Raw genomic sequence first — 20,246 nt, 5'->3', positions numbered from 1 at the left:
TCCCTTTCATGGAGTACAACGAACTCGCGCAGGCGCACGAGGACGGCGACCCCATCGCGGCCCAGTGGGGCATCCTCGTGCACGACGGCGTGTTCGCTGGGCATGGGTCGCTGACACGCGAGATCTACGCCAATGAGCGACTGCGTGCCCTGTTCCCCTTCTACAGCATGGGGATGCTCCGTCTCTCCACGGACCACACCAGTCGCCAGGCAGGAGAGATAAGGATCTCTCCCCTGCGCAGCGGCGGCTACCGGGTCGAGTCCACCGTCTCCGGCAGTGGGACACGCGTGGAGAGCATGGACCGCATCGCCGAGGCGGCGGTCGCCTTCCTGGATGCCTTGTAGGAGAGCCCCGCTGCGAAAGCGAAAGCTCGGCCCGGCACTGCGACCGGGCCGAGCTCAATGTCGCCCTAGCGGTGGCCCATCCCCCGCTTGGCCCTCTTCCCCGCCGCCGACTCATCCAGCGTCTTCCACAGCTTCGACGAGCTCAGCGACGTATACACGCCGGGAGCTCCTTGCGCCCCGCAGCCGTCCCCGTACGAGACGACGCCTATCTGGATGGGTGCCCTGCGGCCGGGGACGTTGCGGAAAATGGGGCCGCCGCTGTCGCCCTGGCAGGAGTCCTTCGACTCGACTCCCGCGCAGAAGTTGACCTTTGAGTTGTACTCCGCGTAGCTCGTGCCGCATTCCGCGTGCGAGAGGATGGGGACCTTTACCTGGCGCAGGCGGTCCGGGGTGTTCGGGATCTCCGCGTCCGTGTTTCCCCAACCTGCGACCGTGGCCTTCTGGCCGGGGCGGATCAGAGCATCCGTGCCTTGGGTGGGAAGGGCGATCGGGGAGATGCCCTTTACCGGCTTGCTGAGTTGTATGAACGCCACGTCGTACGCCTCCTGGCCCTTGAGGTACCGGGGGTGTACGACCACTCCGCCCTTTGCCACGTTGCGTATCTGGCCCTGGCCGGAGGCGGAGAGGACCGTGCGGCCGACCGCCACCTGCAGCTTCTTCGGCTTCAGGGGCTTGCCCGCGTCGTCCACCAGGCAGTGTGCCGCCGTCATCACGGTGTCTGCGGCGACGAGGCTGCCGCCGCAGAACTGGCGATCCAGCGGGCTGCCTGAGCCCTTGTCCATCACGGCCGCCATGAACGGGTAGGCGTCGTTGGAGACTTCGGTGCCGCCGATGATCGCGTGCGCGGCGGGGGTGCTTGTGGCCAGCATGGCAAGCGCCGCTGTTGCTACTCCGGCTGCCGCCATGGTTTTGCGTGACGATGCTGGTGAGGTGTGTCGGGCGTACGAGGAAAGCGAGGAAAGCGAGGGAAAGGGAAGTCTCATGGGGGGTGAATTTCTCTTCCGTATTGAGCAGGGCAGGGATTGATCGGATGGTGAGACGGGGGAGCGTGCGCGGGGGTTCATCGGGTGCGGTGGGATGTCCAGAGAGATGCCACTGACCGGGGTGTGGATTGACCACTGGATTTCCCGTGTGCGGGAGTATCTGGACGCCGTCAGCCGTCAGCCGTCAGCCGTCAGCCGTCAGCCGTCAGCCGTCAGCCGTCAGCCGTGACCCGTGACCCGTGACCCGTGACCCGTGACCCGTGACCCGTGACCCGTGACCCGTCAGCCGCCAGTCGTCCAAGTCCTGGCCGCGAGCGTGCAGCGCTTCCTCGCGTACGTCGAGGACGAGACGCGCCGGAGTTGTCGTCCAGGCGGAGGAGCGCCGGAGTTGTCGTCCAGGCAGCCGAGGTGCGCTGGAGTTGACGTCAGGAACGAGGCGCTCCGGAGCCAGTTGACGTCGAACTGCGCCCGACGTCGGAGGAACAGAAGAAGGCGCACAGCCACACATGGCCGAAGTACGCCCAACCGGGAACCACTCCCGCCCCTCCCGGCGTCATCCGTGCGGCTGATGGATCAGCTGTTCATCAGCCACCGAGCAGCCCGTGTTCCTCATCACCGCATCCCGCGGAGCCCGTTGCGCAAACGGTGAATATTCGCGAACGCACATCACCCTTCTCCTTCCGGGATGCGGGAATGCGTGGGAACCATGGAGTACGGATTGCGCGTGGATAACGATGAGGGGTGCGAGCTGCGGCAGCCTTAACGCGCCTTGAGGGGCTTATGTGCTGCTGATACGGTGCGATGACTTGACACTGTGCCTGGGGCTGAATAGCCCGCCCGAGGCGGGCGAAGAGAGTCGCGAGTGTCTGAAAATGACCGAATCTTCTTGGGCGTGCGGGGAGCAGTTGCGTGAAGATCCAAGAGCGTACGGGGGCGGGCAACAGCCGTTCCGCCGCGCCGGTTCAGCCAGCGGTCGGTGAGCGCCTTCCCGCGCCGCCTCGCGAGCGCAAACCGGCACTCGCCGCCCTGGCCGTTCTGCTCATCCTTGTCGGCGCTCTCGGAGCCACCGTCCTCGTGCTGCGCGCGGGAGAGCGCGTGGAGGTCGTGAAGGTGAAGGAGGAGATCTCGGCGGGCGGGGCGGTGACCAAGGACAACGTCACCTCCGTCATGGTCGCCGACGACGCGAGCATCAACTACGTCAAGTGGTCACAGCTCGGGAACCTGAAGAAGCTCACGGCCACCAACACCATCCCCAAGGGTGCCGTGGTCGTCGGCGAGATGTTCTCCAGCAAGGGCGGCCTGCCCGCCGGCAAGTCCGCCGTGGGTGTCTCCCTCAAGGAGGGGCAGTACCCCGCGGACGGTCTGAAGTCCGGCGACACCGTGGACGTCTACCAGGTCGGCGACTCCGCGTCCTCGGGGTCCAAGGAGAGCGGTGGCTCCACCGGATCGAGCGCGGGTGACTCGCCCATCGTCTCGGCCGCCCGAGTCAGCACCGTCGCCAACAAGAGCGACGCCACCGTGAGCACCGGCGCCCTCGGCGTCACTCTCCAGGTGGACAGCGCCGACGCGGCCGCCGTCGCCAGGGCCGCGTCCGCGGGCGCCGTAGCTCTCGTCCAAGTGTCTCCCAACAGCAACTAGAGGCGAGTAGAAGAGACATGGCGCTCATTGCTCTCGCCGCTGACAAGGGGTCTCCCGGAGTCACCACCGCCGCCGTCGCGCTCGCAGCCGTCTGGCCGCGGCGCGTGCTGGTCGCGGAGACCGACCCCGCGGGCGGCGACCTGGTCTACCGCAGTGCCGCCGCGCACGGCGGGCCGCTCAACCCCAACACCGGGATGCTCAGCATCGCGGCCACCGCGCGTCGCGGCCTCGTGCCCGATCAACTCTGGGACCACACACAGCCGTTGTCCGGTGGACTCGAAGTGCTCGTGGGTCTCGGGGTCGCCGAGCAGGCCGCCGGGCTCGCCGGGCTCTGGCCGACCCTCGGCCGTGCCTTCTCGCAGCTCGCCGACTCCCCGCACGCGCCTGCCGACGTCATCGCCGACTGCGGTCGTATCAGTGGGGACACCCCTGCCGTCGAGCTCTTCCCGCAGGCGGCCCTCGTGCTGCTCGTCTCGCGGACCGAGCCCGAGGCCATCGCCCGCGTACGCGACCGTGCCGCCGCCCTCGCCACCAAGCTGCACGGCGGATCGCGTGGGGCCGCCTCGCTCGCGACCCCGCTCATCGGCGTACTCCTGATCGCCGACCCCTCGACGTCCGCCAAGCTCGTCCACCAGGTCAACGACATGCTGATGGCCGCGCAGACCGGCGCCCGCGTCGTCGGCACGCTCGCCGAGGACCCGGCGGGCGCCGAGCAGTTGGCGGGCCGCAAGCGTGGCCGTCTCGACAAGTCGATGCTGATCCGCTCGGCCCGCAAGGTCACCGTCGACCTGTACCAGCAGTACGGCGCCGCCTGGGCCAACCCGAACGCGGGCACGCGCGGATCGGGCGCGCACGGAGCCGGCGCGCACGGGGCAGGCCGATGAGCGTTCCCGTCGATCACCAGCTCGTGAAGCGGTTCCGGCAGGACGCCGGTGACCGCATCGCCGAGCAGCGCCGCCTGGACCAGGTCTCCGGCGTCACCCCCATGTCGGGCGAGGACGAGCGGCAGTACGCCCGCGCCGTCATCGCCCAGATACTGGAGGAGTACGCCCGGATAGAGATCAACGCCGGGCGCACCCCGCTGGACGCGGACACCGAGGAGAAGTACGCGGCTGCCGTGCACGCCGCTCTCTTCGGCGTCGGACGGCTCCAGCCGCTGCTCGACGACCCCGAAGTCGAGAACATCGACATCAACGGGTACGACCAGGTCTTCGTCGGATACGCCGACGGGCGTGAGGCCAAGGGCGACCCCGTCGCCGAGACCGACGAGGAGCTCATCGAGCTCATCCAGATCCTCGGCGCCTACTCCGGTCTCTCCTCGCGCCCCTTCGACTCCGCCAACCCGCAGCTCGACCTCCGGCTCCCTGACGGCTCGCGTCTGTCGGCCGTCATGGACGTCACGCGGCGCCCCGCGCTCTCCATCCGACGTGCCCGCATGGGCAAGGTCTTCATGTCGGACCTGGTGGGCAACGGCACGGTGACGCCCGAGGTCGCGCACTTCATGGCGTGCGCGGTGCGGGCCCGCAAGAACATCATGATCGCGGGCGCGACGAACGCAGGAAAGACCACCTTGCTGCGTGCGCTCGCGAACGAGATCCCGCCGCACGAGCGCCTGGTGACCGTCGAGCGAGCCCTGGAGCTCGGCCTCGATCAGTACGCCGATCTGCACCCCAATGTGGTGGCGTTCGAGGAGCGGCTGCCCAACTCCGAGGGGCAGGGCACCATTTCGATGGCGGAGCTCGTGCGCCGTTCGCTCCGTATGAACCCCTCCCGCGTCATCGTCGGTGAGGTGCTCGGCGATGAGATCGTGACGATGCTGAACGCGATGTCGCAGGGCAACGACGGCTCGCTCTCCACGATCCACGCCAATAGTTCGAGTGAGGTCTTCAACCGCATCTCGACGTACGCCCTCCAGGCCACCGAGCGGCTGCCCATCGAGGCGAGCCAGATGCTCGTGGCCGGAGCCGTCAACTTCGTCGTCTTCATCCAGCGGCGCAACAACTACCAGACCGGCGGCAAGCTCCAGCGCATGGTGACCTCGGTCCGCGAGGTCAACGGCGTCGACGGACGTGTCCTGTCCAGTGAGGTCTTCGCGGAGGCCTCGAACGGGCAGATCGTCGCGCACGCGCCGATCGCCTGCATGGACGACCTGGCCGTCTTCGGCTACCGCCCCGCCGGGCAATGGGGGTGAGCACGACATGAACTCACTCGGCTCGATGGGCGGCCTCTTCTCGCTGCCCGTCCTGTACGCACTGGGCTGCGGCATCGCGGTCGGCGGTGGCCTCGCGGTCCTCGCGATCGCGCTGCGCGGTCTGCCGGTGAAGCCCGAGCACGAGAAGCAGCGGGCCAGCGAGCGGATGAGCGAACTCATCCGGTTCGCGGGCCAGCGCGGCTCGCTCGCCATCGGCGTAGGCCTGGTGGTGCTGCTTCTGACGCGATGGGCGGTCGCGGGTATCGCGTCCGGCATCCTCATCTTCTTCTGGGACAAGCTGTTCGGCGGCGCGAAGGAGGAGCGCGCGCAGATGAAGCGCGTCGAGGCCCTCGCCGCCTGGACGGAGTCCCTGCGCGACACCATCGCGGGAGCGGTCGGCCTTGAGCAGGCGATCCCCGCTTCGGCACGGGCCGCGGCGCCGGTGCTCCGTCCGCACCTGGACGCTCTGGTGGACCGGCTGCGTGCGCGTACGCCGCTTCCCGACGCACTCCAGGTCCTTGCCGATGAGATCGACGACGCGTCGGCCGACATCATCGTGGCCGCGCTGATCCTGAACGCGAAGCTGCGCGGTCCTGGTCTGCGGCAGGTGCTCGGCGCTCTCGCCAAATCGGCCCGCGAAGAGGTCGACATGCGCCAGCGCGTGATGTCGCAGCGTGCGTCGACGCGGCGTTCGGTGCAGATCGTGGTCGCGGTGTCGATCGCGTTCGTACTCGGCCTCTCCATCTTCAACCGCGACTTCGTCTCGCCCTATGGCACGGCGGTCGGGCAGCTCGTACTCGCCTGCGTCTGCGGCCTGTTCGCACTCGGCTTCTGGTGGCTGCGCAAGCTCTCGACGGTCGAGACCCCGGACCGCTTCCTGGTCAGGGACGAGCCGGGCGTGCAGTTCGTGCGTCCGCGGGGTCCGGGGGCGGGGCCCGCGGCTGCCGGTTCGGGTGAGCAGGCGCCGCTGACGGGCCCGGCGGGTCCGTACGGCCAGCCGCAGCCGCAGCCGCAGCCGCAGCCGCAGCCGGGTTCGGGTCCGGGTCAGCCTGGTCAGCCGGGCTATTCGAATCCTGAGGGGGTACGTCGATGAGCCTGACGATGCCGATAGTGATCGGCGCCATCATGGGCCTGGGCATCTACGCCCTCATCCGTGCCCTGATGCCCTCCAAGCGGAGTGCCGTCGCCACGGTCGCGCGGATCGACGCGATGCGGGCGCGGGGTGCGGCGTACGAGTCGCACCGCGCCTCCTCCGAAGACACCAAGGGCGATAAGGGGCGGCTCGGTTCGGCTCGCGCCCGCGTCGGCACGCGGGTCGCCGACTTCTACCTGCAGCAGGGCTGGGAACAGCGTTCGCTGCGGGCCGACCTGGCGGTGCTCGATCGCAGCTGGGAGAAGTTCCTGGCGACGAAGACACTGCTCGCGGCCGCGGGCGTCTTCTTCGGACCGTTCCTGTTCGCCGTCATCTGGACGCTGGGGGTCGGCAGCAGCCCGATCATCCCGGTCTGGCTGGCGCTCATGTTCGGCGCACTGTTCTTCTTCCTGCCCGACCTCGAGGTGCGCCGCGACGCCGCTGAGAAGCGACGCGACCTGCGCCGCGTCATCGGCGCCTATCTGGACCTCGTGTCGATGAGCCTGGCGGGCGGCCGGGGTCTTCCCGAGGCGCTGATGGCGGCGGCGGAGATCTCGGACGGGTGGGCGACGCAACGTATCCGAAACGCTCTGGCCGACGCCCGGATCACCGGCATCAGCCAGTGGCAGGCGCTTGGCACCCTGGGCGAGGAACTGGGCATCGAAGAGCTCAAGGACCTGTCGGCCTCGCTCGCCCTGGTGGCGGACGACGGCGCGAAGGTGCGCGAGTCGCTCGCATCCCGTGCCGAGACGATGCGGCACCGCGAGATGGCCGAGATCGAGGGCAGTGCGGGCGAGAAGTCCCAGTCGATGCTCGTCGCCCAGCTCCTTCTCTGTGCCGGCTTCCTGGTCTTCCTCATCTTCCCGGCGGCCATGCGCGTGTTCCAGGTCTAGCGATCTCCACGGCGATGGACGGGCCGGCGGACGGCGGCGGCCCGGGACCCTTCCCCCCACTCCTGAAAGGACAACTCACCATGAACGGACGGAATTTCAGCACCGGCAACCCGGGTCTGGACCTCGTGATCACCTTCCTGCAGGGCCGCGTGCAGCGTGCCCGCTCCGGCGAGCTCGACCGTGGTGCGTCCGCGGTCGAGTGGGTCATCATCTCGGCGGTGGTCGTGGCGATCGTCGGCGTAGTGGCCGCGATCATCAACACCGCGCTCAAGGGCGGCGCCGACAAGGTCGGCAACTGCATCGAGGGTGCGGACGCCGGCAAGACCTGCTGATCAATCGGTTACCGGGGAGCGAAGGCGGGGACGAGTGCGCGGATGCGTGAAGCGATGGGTACGCCGCAGGGTGGAGGCAGCCTCCACCCGCGGTGAATCCGGCATGACCGCGATCGAGTTCGTGCTGCTCACTCCGGTCCTCTTCTTCATGATCTTCGCGACGGTGCAGTTCGCGCTGTACTTCTTCGCGGATCACGTCGCCCAGGCGGCGGCCCAGGCGGGCGCGCGCAAGGCCCGTGCCACGGCCGACGAGAACCCGGGCGGCTGGCGGGGCAACTCGCGCGACGTGGTCGACGCCTATATCCAGCAGCTGGGGCCGCAGTTGGTGCTCGGCCCCGATGTGAAGACGATCCAGCCGAAGGCGAACACGGTCGGGGTGGAGATCACCGCGAACGTGCCCTCTGTCTTCCCCGGCCTCGACCTGACGGTGCACGCGCAGTCCTCCGGTCCGGTGGAGCGGTTCGTCGAGGAGGGTGAGGGCGGCTGATGAGGAACGTACGGGCACGTGCACGTGCCATGCGTCGGCGCCGCGCGCTCGGCTTCGGGGCGGAGGACCTCAGGGCGGAGAACCTCAGGGTGGGCGACCTCAGGGCGGACGACCTCAGGGTGGACGACCTCAGGGCGGACGACTTCAGGGCGGACGATCGGGGCCTGTCGACCGTCGAAGTGGTCATTCTCGCTCCCGTGATGATCCTCTTCATCCTGGTCCTGGTGGCCTTCGGCCAGCTCGTGGACGGCCGAGGGGCCGTCGACGGAGCGGCACGGGACGCGGCGCGCGCGGGCTCGATCCAGAAGGACCAGGGGACGGCGATGGCGGAGGCGGAGGCGGCAGCGGCGGCGGACCTAGCCGACGTGTGCTCCGGTCCGGTCGACGTCCGCAAGACGAGCGCGGGCTTCAGCGCCGAGGTCGACCCGTTCTTCACGGTCGAAGTGAGCTGCGAGGTGAGGGGCTTGGACATGCTCGGTCTCGATGTGCCGACCACACTGACGGCCAGCTTCAGCTCCTCGCTCGACCCGTACCGGAGGTCGGTGTGAGTATCGCTCCTGTCGTACGGGACTGGGTCGCCGCCCGCCGCGAACGCCTCGACGACCGTGGCTCGGGCGCGGGCGCCGTCATCATCTTCGCCCTCGTCTTCCTCTCGCTCTCGGCCTTCGTCATCGACGGCGGCCTGTCCATCTCCAAGCGGGAGCGGGCGGCTGACATCGCCGAGCAGGCAGCGCGTTACGCGGCGCAGGACGTCGACCGCGAGGGCATATACGAAGGTGTCAAAGGCGCGCCCATCAACTACGAGAACTGCGGCGCGCGAGCCCAGGCCTACGCCCGCTCGACGGACATGACCGGCGCCGACGTCGCGGCGACGCACTGCGTGACGGCGAACGCGAATCAGGTCGAGGTCGAGGTCCAGCTGACCTACAGCCCGGTCTTCACCGGTCTGTTCTACGGCGGTGACGTGACGGTGCGGGGCAGCGCGATCGCGGAGAACGAGGTCGGCTGAGCGCGGAGGCGGGCGGGTGGCGAAGTCGGTGCGCCACGAGGGCCTCCTCGCACCGGAGTCGCGGGCCTGTGGGCGAACGGTGACCCGGCCTGTCCGCTCCGGAATCGTCTTCGACGGGTCTGTTTTAGCCCTGTAACAGGGACCGTGAGCACTTGGAGTCCCACCCGCTCGTGTGATCGACTCATTAGTGCCCGAGAGGAACTCGAAGCGCAACGCGACGCTTTGTCTCGGTCGGACACGACTCCGGCCGAGCGCGGGGCTGGTCTGATCAGCCGCGCTCCGCGAGTAGCGGGCCCGCGCGCCGCAAAGGCGCGCACGCACCAATGCACGTAGCACGTAAAGGAGCGTAAATATGCGCAAGTTCAAGCGCGCAGCAGTCGCCGCCGCAGGCGTCCTGGCCATCTCCGGCCTCGGTATCGGAGCCGCCCAGGCCGCCGAACTCCCCTACGTAATGACGCCGGGCGACCCCGCGACGGACTGCTTCACGGCGGAGAACCAGCGGGAGATGGACATGGGAGCGGGCCACCACGTCACGATCGTCCACTGCGAACGCGACCCCCAGAACCCGGGCAGCATGTTTGTCTTCTACCGGGGCTGACTCCGAGGCGGGTCACCTACGGCCCTGTGACGGACGAAGGCGGCTCCTCCACCTCCTGCACGGGGGGGCGGAGGGGCCGCCTTCGTCCGTCACAGGCCCCGCCCCTACACCGCAGCCGTGGCGGGGGGCGGCTCCAAGAACACCCCGAGTTCCCAGAGCCCCCGCCTGGCCTTCGCCCCGGCCGCATGGGGCGCCTTCGTGGCTGACGTACGTACCCCCTAGCTCACTGTGCCGCAGGGGCGGCGCGGATCAGGAAAGAGATCCAGGAGCGCAGGGGCTTCCAGTTGTCGGCGATCTGGGTGAGCTCATGGTCGTCCGCGTCGGGGAGCCGGTAGGCGGCGCGCATGCCGTTGAGCAGGCGGGGTTCGGTGGCCGGGAAGACGTCCGGTGCGCCGACGGCGCGGATCAGGATCAGGTGGGCGGAGAACGGTCCGATGCCGGGCAGCTGCTGAAGGTGGTCCAGGGCCTGGCCGGTGGGCATGGCGCGCAGGGCCGCCGCGTCCAGGGCGCCGTCGTCCGCCGCGCGTGCGATGGCCTGGATGCGTTCGAGCTTGACGGGGTTGACCCCTGGCAGGGAGTCGGCTTCCGCCACGGTCCGGGGCGGGGGGAAAGCCGCGCCGACGTACTCACCGACGTAATCACCGGCAAGCTCGCCGAAGTCCACGCGTGGGCCAAGGAGTTGGGTGATGCGCTGCTTGAGCGCGGACGCGACGTGCCGTGAGGTGCGCTGGCTGAGTACCGCCCAGCACGCGGCCTCCCAGGGACTCCAGAAGCACACAGGCCGGAGGCCCGGCGACGTACGGATCAGTGTGGCGACCACCGGGTCGCGGGCGGCGATGTCGTCAAGGGCGCTTCCGTCGACGTCGACCGACAGGATGCGCGCCACGTCATCGCGCAGGGTTGGCGTGACGGGTGCCGATGCCTTCAGCGTCAGCGCGGTGCTGCCCTGCTGCTGGGTGACCCGCACCGTGGTGGGGGTCCAGTCGGGCGGTGCGCAGTAGGTGAACTGCAGCCCTTCCTCAAGGGGCCCTGGGTCTCCAGGGGGCCACGCTTCCAGGAAGTTCTTGGCTTGGCGCAGGTCGTACCTGCCGCGCACCGTCAACTGGGCCTGATGCGTGGCTGTCATCCGGCGTTGTGCAGGGTGAGGCGGTAGCCGTCGGGGTCGGCGACGGTGAACATGCGCCCGAAGGGGCCGTCCACCGGTTCCCCCTCCGCCTTCGCGCCGCTCGCCGTCACCGTCTTGTGGAGGGTGTCGACGTCGTCCACGCCGATCCACAGCGTCACGCCGTGTCCGGCGGTTCCGGGCTGGGGGGTGGCGTCGCTGCGCAGGCCCATGGAGACCGGCTGGGTGGCGATGACCTGGACTCCGGGCGGGCTGGACGGCGCGGCGGGCAGGCCCAGCGTGTCGCAGTAGAACGTGCGGGACCGGTCCATGTCGCTGACCTGGAGGGATACGAAGTCAGGGCCGGTGGGGTTGGTCGTACTCATGCCGGGTTTCTCCAAATCAATTAGGGGACTAATCGTTTTCAACGTAGCATGCAGATCATGGACGCGCACTTTGATCCCTCCGCCTCGCTCGGATTCGCCGTCAAGCGCCTGCAACAGGCCATGCGTCGCGAGATGGACACCAAGCTGGCCGCACACGGGCTCACCGGGCCCCAGTACACGGCGTTGAATCTGCTGGCCAAGAGCCCCGGCATGAGCAACGCGGAACTGGCGGGGCGGGCCTTCGTCACCGCGCCCACCATGCTGCGCGTCATCGACGCCCTGGTGCGCGCACGGCTCGTCCACCGTGCCGACATGACCGGCCGCCACCGCACCCTGTCGCTCACCGAACACGGCACCGCCACGCTTGCCAAGGCGTCCAGCGAGATCGAAGGCATCGAGGGCACCCTGCGCGCCCGACTCGACTCACCGGAGCAATGGCGGGAGATTCATGTCTGGCTCACCCGTGCCGCCGAAGCGCTTGAGGCGTCGCCGTCGGCGGACTCCGGCGAGTGAGAGCGGCGGTGGTGGGGCGCTGCAATGCCGTAGGACACTGCAAAGGCCCGTAGGGCGCTGTTGAAGCCGGTAGGGCACCGTAAAACCGGTGGAGCGGCGCCGTTGTGCGCCACTACCGTGCTGCCGAGCCTCGTCGTCTAGCCAAGGGCGTCCCGTTGTACACCGTGTGAGACCTCCCGAGCGCTGATCTGTCGCGCGTCGCACCTGTGCGCCGCGCTCCTTTTTGCTGCGGATTTCTCACTGGAACGGGAACGGGTGTACTTCTGTGCTCAATAGCTGGGTTGTCATGCCCACGCGCCTGCCACTCGTTCGCCGCCGTTGCCACACCTGCGCCTCCGAGCGCTTCCGGGCCAACGGCAAATTTCACGTCAACGCCCATCACAAGCTCATAGACGCCTGGCTCCTCGTGCTCTGCACCGGGTGCGGGGAGACCGCCAAGCTCACGGTCTTCGAGCGGATGAACGTGCGCTCCGTACGGCCTGAGCTGCTGGACCGGCTGCACGACAACGACCCTGCTCTGGCCGCCGAGTTGCTCCAGGAACCGGTCGTGGTCGTGCGGCGCCGCGATCGCGTAGCCCTCGACTGGGACGGCGCCTGGCGTCTCGACACCGGCGGATCGGACCATCTGGACCGCGAGGTGATCGACGTCTCGGTCCGCTCCGCGGCGCGGATTCCTGTCCGGCCGGTACGACCCTGGTCCCTGAGCTCAGGTCCCTGGACAAGGGGCCAGAGCTCAGGGATCAGAGGCCGGGGATCAGAGGCGCTCCATGGGCTGACGCCAGACGTTCCCGGCGGGGAGCGTGCAGCATCAACGGAGTACCTGCGGAGTTCCTGCGGAGCACCTACGGAGTACCTACGGAGCGCTACTGACCCACCGGACGGCAGAGCAGCGGCTTCTCCAGTTCCGAGCAGGGGCGGTGGCCGTGGACCGGGAGGCTGTCCTTGCCCGCGCCTTCCGTGAGGTAGCGGAGGAAGCCCGCGGCGACGGAGTCGGCGGGCGGTTCGCCGTAGGTGTAGGCGAACTCCGTCTGCCAGTAGGGATATGCGCCCGCGTCGGCCCCCTCCACCGTGGCCGGGTAACCGGCGATACGGACCTGCTGGATGCCCTCGTGGGTGAGCGCGGCGCCCGCCTCGCTGTGACCGAGGGCTCCCGGGATCGACGCCACGTTGTCCAAGAGGATGTCGGTGTCGCCGACCTCGCAACGGCCCGGCTTGCCGCGGTCCATGCCGGCGCAGTCCGCTGATGTGACCTCCAACAGCTCTCTGTCGGCAAGGACTTGGTGGACGAGCGTGGAGCGCGTGCCGGAACCGGGGTGTCGGCTCACGAGGTGGATGGGGACGTTGTTTCCGTTCACCTGGCGCCAGTTGGTGATGTCGCCGGAGTAGATCTGGCGTAGCTGCTTGAGGGAGAGGTCCTGGACGCCGGCGTCCTTGTTGACGGCGAGGGTGAAGAGGGACAGCGCGACGGGGCGGGGGAGGAGTTGGGGGCGGCCGTCGCCCTTTGCCCCATCCGTGAAGGCGAGACGATCGGGCAGACCGGGCCCCGTCTCCGCCGTCCTGGCCGTCTCGGGTCTCTTCTTGCCCGCCGCTTCCAATGTGTCGAGGCCCTCGACACTGCCCTTGAACGTGTCGTCCGTGACGGGGATGCGGGCGCCCGTGCACTTCTTGACGTACCGCTTCGCCGCGTCGGTGACGGCGCTCTTGAAGGCGGTGGAGCCCGAGAGGGTCAGTGTGCCCTCGGCGCAGTCCACCGGTGCGGCCTGGGTGGGGGCGTCGTCCCTGGTGAACGAGGTGAAGGACTGGGTGGCGGCGATGAGTACCAGGAGCGCGATGAAGACCATGACGGGCCTCGACGCGAAGGTGTGGCTCTCGGTCTTCTTGATCCGCCCGCCGCGTACGCCGCCCTTTATGCCCGCGACGACGACAGGGTCGGGGAAGGCCTGGCCGACCGGGAAATCCGGGTCGCGTTCGAGGACGGCGAGGACCTTGTAGTGGGTGCCGCGGTTGAGGGGGACGCGGGGCAGTTCGATGTGGCCGTCGTCCATGCGCAGCCCTGCGGCGTCGTCGAAGCACGGGCGCAGGTAGTCGTGGCTGAGCTCGGTGACGACCATGCCGTCGACGCGGCGGCCGGGGAAGTTGATCCGGATGCCGACCTGGTCGTCGTCGCGTACGACGTAGTCGGTGGCGTCGATGTGGGTCCAGCCGCTGTTCTGGATGCGGAGCAGGACGAAGGAGGGGTCGGCGAGCGAGGTGCCGTTCTGCTGCATCTGCCGGAGGACTCCGGCGTGCGGGTGGGTGTCCGCGTTCTTCGCGGTGGTGTCCATCTGCACGCGGTAGCCGAGCCGTTTGCGACCGGCGAAACCGAACTCCCACAGGGCGGCGCCGACGGGTATCGCGAGCCCGAGGGCGGCGACCATCGACTCCCAGGAAAGACCACTCAACACCGAACCGACCCCCGTTGTCCGAACCCAGTTGTGCGGGTGTGGCCAAATTACGAGGGGAGGGGTGGGGTTCCGAGTCAACGGGCGGTGTCTCAGGCAGAGTTCACCGGGCCGCCGCTCGGGGTCGGGCGTTGTTCACCGGGCGTTGGGGCGTGCGTCGCCGTGCGGGCTCCTCCGGAGACGAACGCGGCCGGTCTTGGCTGGTGGCGGGCGGGTGAGTGGCTAGTCGCCCTCGCCCTTGCCTTTCCCCTTGCCGCCCTTCTCCTTCACACCCTCGGAGACGTCCTTGGCGAGCTTGTCGTCCAGCTTCTTGAACTCGCGTACGACCGCGTCGGACATGTCGGCCAGCGCGTCCAACTGCTGGGTGATGTCCTCGCGGCCGTCCTCCCAGTTGGACTCGAAGTCGTCGAGCGCGTCGTACACGCCGCCGTCGCCGATGTCGTCCTTGTAGGACTCGAAGATCTTCTTCGTGCGGTTCATCCGGTCCTTGACGGACCGCAACCGGCTTCCGTAGTCCTCCAGGTCGCTGAGCGGGAGTGCGAGGTCGCTCTTGCCTTTACCACCCATGCCAGTTCCCTCTCGGCTCTGTCTGTCGCGTTCGCTCTGCCTCTATACGAAGCGGAACGTACCGGTCACCGCATCGAAGATGTCGTGGAACGCCTCGGCCAAGTCGAGGACGGGGCTGGCTCCGGAGACGATTATGACCTGCTCCGTGGTTCCGGGGACGGGGATATACGTCTGGGTCAGCGCCATGCGCAGGGTACGGGTGTCGCCCTGGGCGACGGGGACGTCCTCTACGCCGACGGTGCGGGCGGCCGGCCCGACATCCGGGATGTCGACCGTGGTCACGTTCCGCCAGGCGTCGCCCTCGCGGCGGGGCGTCATGGTGCGCAGACTGTCGGCGATCGCCCTGGGGTCGGTCGAAAGGGCCACACCCTGCTTGTTCTTGGCTCCGATGACCGAGACAGTGACGGTTGCGGTGAGCGGGAGTCCGTCGAAATTCTCGGCCATGCAGCCCATGTAGAGGGCGCCGGAGTCGTGGGCTTCCTTCGCCATCTTGCGAAGGATGTTCGTCAAGTCGGCACGGTAAGGACCGAGGTCAGGGATTTCCCGGACTCGCTCGTCGATGAGGGCCCGGATGGTGGCTTCGCGGCCTTCGGGGCGGATGTCGAACTCCCACCAGGACTCCGGCACGGAGAGGGAGAGACCCACAGGCGCTGGGGGCCGGGGAGTCGGACTACTCATGGTGACCGTTCTCTTCTTGGTGTGGGGCAGGGCGCTGGGCCGACGAAGATACCTGCCGGCTGGTGGAAGATCACGCCATAGGGATGCGCAGATCGTCGGTCATGATGGAGAGGAGCCTGCTCTTCTCGATTTCCGGTGCGCTGTAGGTGAAATGCCTGATGCGTGAGACAAAGTCGGCGGGCAAGGTGATGTGATATGTCTCGACGTAGTAAGCGAGGTCCTCGCGCCATAGCCACTCGCCATCGGTGTACAGAGAGCCGATACCGGAGAGCATGGGTGCATGAGGATCCAGGACGTCGGGGCCCGCGCTCATCTCACTCCAGATACCCGTACCACTGCGCAGGTAGGAGATGATGCGATCTTCGTCCGGAACTCCTATCGGGTTGGTGAATTCCCTGATGGGGCCGGATGTCTGGAGCCCCCATCCTGGCGAAAGTTCTTCGAAGAATCCTGCGACTTTAATCATTGTTCCTCGTTAGTGCGTGGAATGTGGATTACGAAGTAAGGGTACTCAGGCCATGGGGAGGAAAGTCAGCCACGAACCGTTATCCTTGATGAATGGAGCGAATGGGCCGTCACCAAACACTTCCCTGGGTACTCCTACCGCGTTTGTCGGGGCCTTCACCGTAACTCCCAGTTGGTTGGCCATGTCTTGGATGACGTGAGGCTGGGCTACTCCTGAATGGCACGTCAGCATTCTGATGGGCTCACCATTGTAGCCAGGTATGCGATTAATGGTGTCGAGGACGTGGTTAGGGTGAACTACATGTCCGCCTGCGCTTTCTCCGATGCGGTTCATCTGGCCGGCAATCATATCCCCGCTTTCGGTGCCGTGGATAATGACGTCCTGATGTCCTGGAAGTCGTTTTGAGACATCGAAGTTACGCATGGTCGACGGGTCATAGCCGATGGCGGTAGCGCCATCCTTGTGGTAAATGGGCATGCCTGATGGTAGAAAATCGTCAGGGGTTCTGCCGGGCGGAGCAATTCTGCCGTCCTTGCTCTTACCCATGAAGTCGAAAGCGACCGACCGTATGTTCTTGAGGTCACGGACGCTGTTCGCAGTATTCTTGAGACCGCCGCCGATACCTTTCAGGGCTCCGGTGCCGAGAGCTTTCAGCCCGCCTGCTTTCCAGAGCTTGCCGAGCTTGGCCAGGCTGGTGATGCCCTTCGTTGCGGGTATGCAATCGAGGGCGGCCCATATGAGGTCACCCCAGCCCGCTTCACCATTGGCGACTTTTATTATGGTGTCTGCCATCACCACCAAAGCCGCGGCGAAGACCAGCCATCCGAGAGGTCCACCGACGATCATCACGATGATGCCGACAACGGCCACGATGACCTTGCAGACGGTGACGATCTCGTCCCAGTGGTCGGCGACCCAGTCGGTGGCCTCCTCCCACCAGTGACGGTTGGGGATGCCAGCGTCCGAGGCCTCCTCCAGCTTTTTCACCGTGCGGTGAGCGGCCTCGTCGCGTATGCCCTTGGCCTGGTTTGCGAGCTTCTTCGCGGCGTCAAGCGCACTCTGGGCAGCGTCGACGTTGCCTTGGGCGGACTCTTGCTTCTCCTTGGCGTGGGTGGCGTTTCGCGAGGCCTGCCGGACCTCGGTCTCGTCGGGCTTCGGGACGTCCTTGCCGGGGTTCTTGTCCTGGTCGTAGGAGTCGGCCTTCTTGGTGGCTGTCTTCACCCAGTCGTTGGCGCCGGTCAACGCGGTCTGAGCGGTGGAGAGTTGCTCGCGGGCTGCGCGGCCGTCTCGCAGGGCCTTGTCCGCCTTGGTCTGGGCGTCTTCAAGGTCGGGCCAGAAGGAGGCAAGGGCGTCGCCCGCGAGGTTGTAGCTCTTCTTCAGCTTCTTCAGCTTGCCGGGGGCGTCCTCGAACTCCGCGATGAAGGTGTCGGCGGTCTTGCCCGCCCAGGTCAGGATCGCGTCCTCACCCGCCATCCCCTTGATGTCACGGAGGACTTTCGAGACGTCGTCAGCGAAGTCGTGCAGGTTCTTCGCCAGGTTCCGTACCCGGTCCGGATCACCCGGCGTCGGATCCTTGTCCAGGTCCAGGACATGCCAATCCGCCGGACGATTCCCCGCCATGCCGCAACCCCCGTAGAACCTGAAATGCTTGCGCCCGAAAGCACATACGAAGCTACCGCCCCCGCGCTTCTACTGGGACGCTGGTGGTGATCCACCCGGTTCCGAGCCGCCGCCGGGCCAGTCGTCGCCGGTCAGTGTCGCCGTCAGGCGCCCCTCCTTGAGTTCCACGCCGACGTCCATGCCGCTCGCAGCTGCCACAGCGAAGGCGGCGGGCGAAGTGCTGTCGAGGACGAAAACGAAGTGCGAGGCGAACGGCGCCCTGTGTTGGTCGGGTACTCCGTCGGCGTCGAGCTGAAGGTTGGCCTTCCAGGCTGCTTGGCAGAGGACCGAGACGAAGAGCCCGAGAAATTCGGCACCGAGCAGTGAGTCGGCGTTGTCGATCAGGACTGCGATGTCCTTCGTCTTGCCCCCGTGGCCGTGCCAGTCATGGAGGCAGTCCACGAGCGCGTCCCAGTTGTGGCCGAAGTAGCCCGGGAAGCGGAGCTTCCGGGTAAAGGCGGCGAACAGGATGTCCGGCTCTCGCAACTCCCTGCCGTCCAGGCGGATTACGCGTCCGCCCTGTTCCTGGAGTTTGGAAGTCTCGATGCTCAGCCATGGGTCGTCGTGGCGCGTGAAGACGACCCATGGCGAACGGCGCCGGGTGATGGTGGTGCCCACGGTGGAGTTCCTGGATCAGCGGTTGATCGACTGGATTTCCTGGACGTCCATGTCCTGGGTCGTCTCGAAGGTGCCGTTCGGCAGCATGTGCTTGCCGTCGTTGTCCGAGCCCTCCCAAGAGATCTCCCAGGTGACCGATGCCTTCAGCTGGTACGGCTTTCCGTCGGTCGCTCGGAGGTACTTGATGCCGCACGGCGGGTCCTGCTCCGACTTGCCCTTGGCGTAGGGCGTGCCGATGCTGCCGTCGTCGTTGATCTCGCACTCGCCGGATGCGGGGAAGGTCTCCGCGTCGCCCGTGCCCGGCTCCAGGTGGAGGCTCTTCGGCTTGGCCGTGGTCTCCGCCCAGATGCCCGTCTTGGGGAGCTCCGCGCGGACCTTGACGTCCTTGAAGGTGCCCTTGTCCAGCCACACCCAAGTGGGCATGTTCACCGTCGACTTGGTCTGCGGCTTCAGTTCGATCTCGGTCTCGGGGATCTCGACCTTGTCGTAGGCGTACTCGGCCAGGGTCTTGGGAGTCGGGGTGTGCGGGACATTCGGTATCTCACCCTGGTCCTGCCAGAACATGACCTTGTCGCATTCGGAGGACCGGGGGTCGGCGTCGTCGGGGGCGACGCTGCGCCAGAAGTACCCCTTCTTGCCGATGTTGTAGTTGTCGTACCCCTCGGCAGTGGTGTTCTCGTCGTCGAGGTTGGGTTCGTCCTCGCCCTTGGCGTAGTGGTCCTCCCAGAGCGATCTGCCGTACCAGCCCTGGTGAATGCCGACCATTCCCGCGCCGTCCGTCTTCTCGACGAAGGCCTTGAGCTGCTCGGGCGTAAAGAGCGGTTCGTACCAGCAGGCCGGGGGCTTCCAGTTGGGGTCGATCGGCGCGAGGTTGCCCTTCTTGCCCTTGCCGTCACCGCCCTTGACGTACTTCACCTCGATCTGGGAGTGCGCGGTGGACGCGAGAGTGCGCTCGTCGACCTCACCGGCCGTGCCCCCGCCGCCCACGGCATGGGCAGGCGCGGACGCGAGAACTACCACGGTGAGTGATGCGGTGGTCAGTGCCGACAACGTGTGCCGTGGCTTCATCGTGAGCAGCCGCCCCTCTTTGACTGGGTGGACACGGTCTGCCAGACACCCTGGGCGTTCTTGTGCAGGGTGAGGGTGTAGAAGACCTCGGGGGCCGTGCCCGCGGGATTCCCCTCGGTCTTACCCGACTTGCGTTCCTTCGAGTACGCCTTGCTCTCGTCCGTGCAGTAGGTGAGGGACGCCTTCGCCTTCTTCTCGCCCAGGAACGTGACCTTGGGGTCGAAGACCGGCAGCTTGCCGATGACGGTGAGGTCCTTACCCGTGTACGTCTTGATCCACTGCTGGTCCTGCGAGAGGCCGGCCGTGGTGTCGTAGAACGCGAGCGACTCGGCGTCGAGATCCTTTGCGATGATCGCGGCGTACCCCGCCCGGAGATGCTCCTTGCCGTCGTCGAGGACGGCCTGCTTGTCGGGCTCGCTGCTCGTCCACTCTTCGAAGGGCAGATCGAAGCTCTTCGGGAGCTTGATCTCCGGACGGTCGACGGCAGGCGACTTCGATTCGGTCTTCGACGGCGACGGCTTGCTCGACCCCTGTCCCGCCCCCTCGATCTTGTCCGAGGAGTCATCACTCCCGCCGCCCCCACACGCGGTCAACAGCAGGGTCGCGCTCGCCACCAGCGTGGCAACGATGGGCATAGTGCGACGGGCCACGATTGCAGTCCCCCAGGGTTCGGCCGAGTTCGGCAGAGTTCCGTATGTGTGCAGGCGAGAATGAAGCTGAACGACGCTACCAGGCGTGGGTTACCCGTACTGGTGGGCCTTGTGAAGGTTCTCGTGTTCTGTGCGGTGACGGAAGCTAGCGGCCGCGAACGGGTCTCAAGCGCTACGCGGGCGCAGCGATTCCGTGCCGGAACTGTGACTCGCGGGGGCGAATGCCTGTGAATGCGGGGGTGAATGCCCGTGAATGACTGTCCGGGGCGGGCGACAGGGGCGGGCGACAGGGGGGGGAATCGGGCCGAAACCGCGCGGGAAGAGCTGCGCTTACCGTGCAACTCGGGCGTTAACGGTCACCCGGAGAAAGCCCCTCGCGGCCCTTGGGCGCCGTTGGCTCTGTCTGACCTCCGGCCCCTTCCGTACCATCGCCTCGGTACGCTCAGCCCACAGCACAGACAGACCGCTGATACCGCTGAAACCGCTGTATC

Annotated in this window: 23 protein-coding genes and 1 pseudogene; 13 read left to right on the top strand and 11 right to left on the bottom strand. The window is 67.2% G+C overall.

What is annotated here, in order from left to right; translation table 11 throughout:
• Positions 1-8: 8 nt before the first annotated feature.
• On the top strand, positions 9-344 hold the full coding sequence (locus tag ACFVXC_RS32355) for a DUF6193 family natural product biosynthesis protein (protein ID WP_389912542.1): 336 nt from the start codon (positions 9-11) through the stop codon (positions 342-344).
• A 65-nt stretch (positions 345-409) separates the two neighbouring features.
• Here the strand turns inward: ACFVXC_RS32355 and ACFVXC_RS32350 are convergent, their stop codons facing one another.
• The gene (locus ACFVXC_RS32350) at positions 410-1,213 is read right to left on the bottom strand and encodes a S1 family peptidase (protein WP_389912539.1); all 804 of its coding nucleotides are present in this window, start codon (positions 1,211-1,213) and stop codon (positions 410-412) included.
• 1,023 nt (positions 1,214-2,236) lie between these two features.
• On the opposite strand from ACFVXC_RS32350, the gene ACFVXC_RS32345 reads away from it, so the two are divergent.
• The 10 genes from ACFVXC_RS32345 to ACFVXC_RS32300 all read left to right on the top strand — a co-directional run bounded on the left by ACFVXC_RS32345 (position 2,237) and on the right by ACFVXC_RS32300 (position 9,607).
• Complete coding sequence (locus tag ACFVXC_RS32345; protein WP_389912537.1) at positions 2,237-2,965, top strand: RcpC/CpaB family pilus assembly protein; 729 nt, start codon at positions 2,237-2,239, stop codon at positions 2,963-2,965.
• Positions 2,966-2,982: 17 nt separating this feature from the next.
• Positions 2,983-3,849: a hypothetical protein gene (locus tag ACFVXC_RS32340; protein WP_389912534.1), complete on the top strand. Its 867-nt coding sequence runs from the start codon at positions 2,983-2,985 to the stop codon at positions 3,847-3,849.
• The gene (locus ACFVXC_RS32335) at positions 3,846-5,156 is read left to right on the top strand and encodes a CpaF family protein (protein ID WP_389912531.1); all 1,311 of its coding nucleotides are present in this window, start codon (positions 3,846-3,848) and stop codon (positions 5,154-5,156) included. Before ACFVXC_RS32340 ends, ACFVXC_RS32335 begins: the two co-directional genes overlap by 4 nt.
• 7 nt (positions 5,157-5,163) lie before the next feature.
• Positions 5,164-6,249 (top strand): type II secretion system F family protein, encoded by a 1,086-nt coding sequence (locus ACFVXC_RS32330; protein WP_389912528.1) that lies wholly within the window; start codon positions 5,164-5,166, stop codon positions 6,247-6,249.
• Complete coding sequence (locus ACFVXC_RS32325) at positions 6,246-7,181, top strand: type II secretion system F family protein (RefSeq protein WP_389912526.1); 936 nt, start codon at positions 6,246-6,248, stop codon at positions 7,179-7,181. The genes ACFVXC_RS32330 and ACFVXC_RS32325 overlap by 4 nt, the downstream gene beginning before the upstream one ends.
• Positions 7,182-7,261: 80 nt before the next feature.
• A complete protein-coding gene (locus ACFVXC_RS32320; protein ID WP_389912523.1) occupies positions 7,262-7,513 on the top strand; it encodes a hypothetical protein in 252 nt (83 codons plus the stop codon).
• Positions 7,514-7,616: 103 nt separating this feature from the next.
• Positions 7,617-8,000: a TadE family protein gene (locus ACFVXC_RS32315; protein ID WP_389912520.1), complete on the top strand. Its 384-nt coding sequence runs from the start codon at positions 7,617-7,619 to the stop codon at positions 7,998-8,000.
• Between the two features lie 119 nt (positions 8,001-8,119).
• On the top strand, positions 8,120-8,548 hold the full coding sequence (locus ACFVXC_RS32310; protein ID WP_389912812.1) for a TadE/TadG family type IV pilus assembly protein: 429 nt from the start codon (positions 8,120-8,122) through the stop codon (positions 8,546-8,548).
• Between the two features lie 2 nt (positions 8,549-8,550).
• Complete coding sequence (locus ACFVXC_RS32305; protein ID WP_389912809.1) at positions 8,551-9,009, top strand: pilus assembly protein TadG-related protein; 459 nt, start codon at positions 8,551-8,553, stop codon at positions 9,007-9,009.
• A gap of 352 nt (positions 9,010-9,361) precedes the next feature.
• Complete coding sequence (locus tag ACFVXC_RS32300) at positions 9,362-9,607, top strand: hypothetical protein (protein ID WP_389912517.1); 246 nt, start codon at positions 9,362-9,364, stop codon at positions 9,605-9,607.
• A gap of 223 nt (positions 9,608-9,830) precedes the next feature.
• Here ACFVXC_RS32300 and ACFVXC_RS32295 read toward each other — a convergent pair whose 3' ends face one another.
• Positions 9,831-10,733, bottom strand: a complete 903-nt coding sequence (locus tag ACFVXC_RS32295) for a DNA-3-methyladenine glycosylase family protein (protein ID WP_389912513.1) — start codon at positions 10,731-10,733, stop codon at positions 9,831-9,833.
• Positions 10,730-11,095 carry a VOC family protein gene (locus tag ACFVXC_RS32290; protein ID WP_389912510.1) on the bottom strand — a complete coding sequence of 122 codons (366 nt, stop codon included), beginning with the start codon at positions 11,093-11,095 and terminating at the stop codon, positions 10,730-10,732. The genes ACFVXC_RS32295 and ACFVXC_RS32290 overlap by 4 nt, the downstream gene beginning before the upstream one ends.
• Before the next feature lie 57 nt (positions 11,096-11,152).
• On the opposite strand from ACFVXC_RS32290, the gene ACFVXC_RS32285 reads away from it, so the two are divergent.
• Positions 11,153-11,608, top strand: coding sequence for a MarR family winged helix-turn-helix transcriptional regulator (locus ACFVXC_RS32285; RefSeq protein WP_389912508.1), 456 nt, complete (start codon positions 11,153-11,155; stop codon positions 11,606-11,608).
• A 265-nt stretch (positions 11,609-11,873) separates the two neighbouring features.
• A pseudogene (locus ACFVXC_RS32280) lies at positions 11,874-12,299 on the top strand (DUF1062 domain-containing protein); the annotation flags it as partial.
• A gap of 172 nt (positions 12,300-12,471) precedes the next feature.
• On the opposite strand, the gene ACFVXC_RS32275 reads toward ACFVXC_RS32280, so the two are convergent.
• The 8 genes from ACFVXC_RS32275 to ACFVXC_RS32240 form a co-directional block, all read right to left on the bottom strand.
• Positions 12,472-14,049 (bottom strand): PstS family phosphate ABC transporter substrate-binding protein, encoded by a 1,578-nt coding sequence (locus tag ACFVXC_RS32275; protein WP_389912505.1) that lies wholly within the window; start codon positions 14,047-14,049, stop codon positions 12,472-12,474.
• A 222-nt stretch (positions 14,050-14,271) separates the two neighbouring features.
• Positions 14,272-14,616, bottom strand: coding sequence for a hypothetical protein (locus ACFVXC_RS32270; RefSeq protein WP_389912502.1), 345 nt, complete (start codon positions 14,614-14,616; stop codon positions 14,272-14,274).
• Positions 14,617-14,658: 42 nt separating this feature from the next.
• A complete protein-coding gene (locus ACFVXC_RS32265; RefSeq protein ID WP_389912499.1) occupies positions 14,659-15,294 on the bottom strand; it encodes a hypothetical protein in 636 nt (211 codons plus the stop codon).
• 70 nt (positions 15,295-15,364) lie between these two features.
• A complete protein-coding gene (locus tag ACFVXC_RS32260; RefSeq protein ID WP_389912496.1) occupies positions 15,365-15,760 on the bottom strand; it encodes a hypothetical protein in 396 nt (131 codons plus the stop codon).
• A 45-nt stretch (positions 15,761-15,805) separates the two neighbouring features.
• Positions 15,806-17,380 carry a putative T7SS-secreted protein gene (locus ACFVXC_RS32255; protein ID WP_389912493.1) on the bottom strand — a complete coding sequence of 525 codons (1,575 nt, stop codon included), beginning with the start codon at positions 17,378-17,380 and terminating at the stop codon, positions 15,806-15,808.
• Between the two features lie 69 nt (positions 17,381-17,449).
• Positions 17,450-18,037 carry a barstar family protein gene (locus tag ACFVXC_RS32250; RefSeq protein WP_389912490.1) on the bottom strand — a complete coding sequence of 196 codons (588 nt, stop codon included), beginning with the start codon at positions 18,035-18,037 and terminating at the stop codon, positions 17,450-17,452.
• A gap of 15 nt (positions 18,038-18,052) precedes the next feature.
• Complete coding sequence (locus tag ACFVXC_RS32245) at positions 18,053-19,105, bottom strand: hypothetical protein (RefSeq protein WP_389912487.1); 1,053 nt, start codon at positions 19,103-19,105, stop codon at positions 18,053-18,055.
• Positions 19,102-19,740, bottom strand: a complete 639-nt coding sequence (locus ACFVXC_RS32240; protein WP_389912484.1) for a hypothetical protein — start codon at positions 19,738-19,740, stop codon at positions 19,102-19,104. Before ACFVXC_RS32240 ends, ACFVXC_RS32245 begins: the two co-directional genes overlap by 4 nt.
• Positions 19,741-20,246: the final 506 nt, after the last annotated feature.

It is taken from the genome of Streptomyces sp. NPDC058257 (assembly GCF_042881845.1).
Lineage (GTDB): Bacteria > Actinomycetota > Actinomycetes > Streptomycetales > Streptomycetaceae > Streptomyces.
Note: the sequence above shows the minus strand (reverse complement) of the source record. Positions and strands in the feature narration are given on the sequence as shown.